Genomic DNA, 2,655 nt, shown 5'->3' with positions numbered 1-2,655 from the left:
CTCGAAGGAAGTGTCCGTTCCTTGAGAACTCAACAGCGTGCCAAAAGTCAACGCCAGATATGTTGACATCCCCGGCCTGGACCGTTCGGTCCGGGTTGGAGATTCCTTTAGTAACAAAACACTAGCGAGGACGCAGTGCGCGGGGCCGACCTATTCCGTTGGTTGCCGTGCCGCTCAACGCGGGTGTTCGCCCGATTACGGGTAGACATTCACGGAGAGTTTGATCCTGGCTCAGGACGAACGCTGGCGGCGTGCTTAACACATGCAAGTCGAACGGTGAAGCCCTTCGGGGTGGATCAGTGGCGAACGGGTGAGTAACACGTGGGAAATCTGCCCTGCACTCTGGGACAAGCCTTGGAAACGAGGTCTAATACCGGATATGACCTGTCCTCGCATGGGGGTGGGTGGAAAGCTCCGGCGGTGCAGGATGATCCCGCGGCCTATCAGCTTGTTGGTGGGGTAATGGCCTACCAAGGCGACGACGGGTAGCCGGCCTGAGAGGGCGACCGGCCACACTGGGACTGAGACACGGCCCAGACTCCTACGGGAGGCAGCAGTGGGGAATATTGCACAATGGGCGAAAGCCTGATGCAGCGACGCCGCGTGAGGGATGACGGCCTTCGGGTTGTAAACCTCTTTCAGCAGGGAAGAAGCGCAAGTGACGGTACCTGCAGAAGAAGCACCGGCTAACTACGTGCCAGCAGCCGCGGTAATACGTAGGGTGCGAGCGTTGTCCGGAATTATTGGGCGTAAAGAGCTCGTAGGCGGCCTGTCGCGTCGGATGTGAAAGCCCGGGGCTTAACCCCGGGTCTGCATTCGATACGGGCAGGCTAGAGTGTGGTAGGGGAGATCGGAATTCCTGGTGTAGCGGTGAAATGCGCAGATATCAGGAGGAACACCGGTGGCGAAGGCGGATCTCTGGGCCATTACTGACGCTGAGGAGCGAAAGCGTGGGGAGCGAACAGGATTAGATACCCTGGTAGTCCACGCCGTAAACGTTGGGAACTAGGTGTTGGCGACATTCCACGTCGTCGGTGCCGCAGCTAACGCATTAAGTTCCCCGCCTGGGGAGTACGGCCGCAAGGCTAAAACTCAAAGGAATTGACGGGGGCCCGCACAAGCAGCGGAGCATGTGGCTTAATTCGACGCAACGCGAAGAACCTTACCAAGGCTTGACATATACCGGAAACTGGCAGAGATGTCAGCCCCCTTGTGGTCGGTATACAGGTGGTGCATGGTTGTCGTCAGCTCGTGTCGTGAGATGTTGGGTTAAGTCCCGCAACGAGCGCAACCCTTGTTCTGTGTTGCCAGCATGCCTTTCGGGGTGATGGGGACTCACAGGAGACTGCCGGGGTCAACTCGGAGGAAGGTGGGGACGACGTCAAATCATCATGCCCCTTATGTCTTGGGCTGCACACGTGCTACAATGGTCGGTACAAAGGGCTGCGATGCCGCGAGGCGGAGCGAATCCCAAAAAGCCGGCCTCAGTTCGGATTGGGGTCTGCAACTCGACCCCATGAAGTTGGAGTTGCTAGTAATCGCAGATCAGCATGCTGCGGTGAATACGTTCCCGGGCCTTGTACACACCGCCCGTCACGTCACGAAAGTCGGTAACACCCGAAGCCGGTGGCCTAACCCGTAAGGGGAGGAGCCGTCGAAGGTGGGACCAGCGATTGGGACGAAGTCGTAACAAGGTAGCCGTACCGGAAGGTGCGGCTGGATCACCTCCTTTCTAAGGAGCACATGGCCGGTTGCGAGCGAATGTCTCGCACGGTTGCTCATGGGTGGAACGTTGACTATTCGGCACACAGGGTCTGTCAGGCTCTCCTAGTACTGCACTTCGGTGCGTGGAACGGGTTCCTGGTCGGGGCTTGGGTGTCGGGCACGTTGTTGGGTCCTGAGGGAACGGCCGGAAGGCTGTTGCTTCAGAACCTGCCGGTCCCACTGACCGCACGCCGTTGGGTGTGTCTAGGTGGGTGACTGGTCGTTGTTTGAGAACTGCACAGTGGACGCGAGCATCTGTGGCCAAGTTTTTAAGGGCGCACGGTGGATGCCTTGGCACCAGGAACCGATGAAGGACGTGGGAGGCCACGATAGTCCCCGGGGAGCCGTCAACCAGGCTTTGATCCGGGGGTTTCCGAATGGGGAAACCCGGCAGTCGTCATGGGCTGTCACCCATACCTGAACACATAGGGTATGTGGAGGGAACGCGGGGAAGTGAAACATCTCAGTACCCGCAGGAAGAGAAAACAACCGTGATTCCGGGAGTAGTGGCGAGCGAAACCGGATGAGGCTAAACCGTATTGGTGTGAGACCCGGCAGGGGTTGCCGATACGGGGTCGTGGGAAAGTTCTTCAGTCGTCTGCCGGCGGCTGGGTGAGTCAGAAACCGTTGGTGTAGTCGAAGGACATGCGAAAGGTCCGGCGTAGAGGGTAAGACCCCCGTAGACGAAACATCAGCGGCTCACTTGAGCTTCTCCCAAGTAGCACGGAGCCCGAGAAATTCCGTGTGAATCTGGCGGGACCACCCGCTAAGCCTAAATATTCCCTGGTGACCGATAGCGGATAGTACCGTGAGGGAATGGTGAAAAGTACCGCGGGAGCGGAGTGAAATAGTACCTGAAACCGTGTGCCTACAAGCCGTGGGAGCGTCGTT

Annotated in this window: 2 rRNA genes; both read left to right on the top strand. The window is 58.3% G+C overall.

Annotated features, from left to right (window positions below):
- Positions 1-208: 208 nt before the first annotated feature.
- Positions 209-1,732: ribosomal RNA gene (locus tag ACIBH3_RS35845) — 16S ribosomal RNA — on the top strand.
- Positions 1,733-2,023: 291 nt separating this feature from the next.
- Positions 2,024-2,655 (top strand): 23S ribosomal RNA (locus ACIBH3_RS35840); the annotation flags it as partial.

It is taken from the genome of Kitasatospora sp. NPDC050543 (genome assembly GCF_044457565.1).
In the GTDB taxonomy this organism is placed as follows: Bacteria; Actinomycetota; Actinomycetes; order Streptomycetales; family Streptomycetaceae; genus Kitasatospora.
The sequence above is the reverse complement of the archived record's forward strand: the minus strand, read 5'-3'. Positions and strand labels throughout refer to the sequence as shown.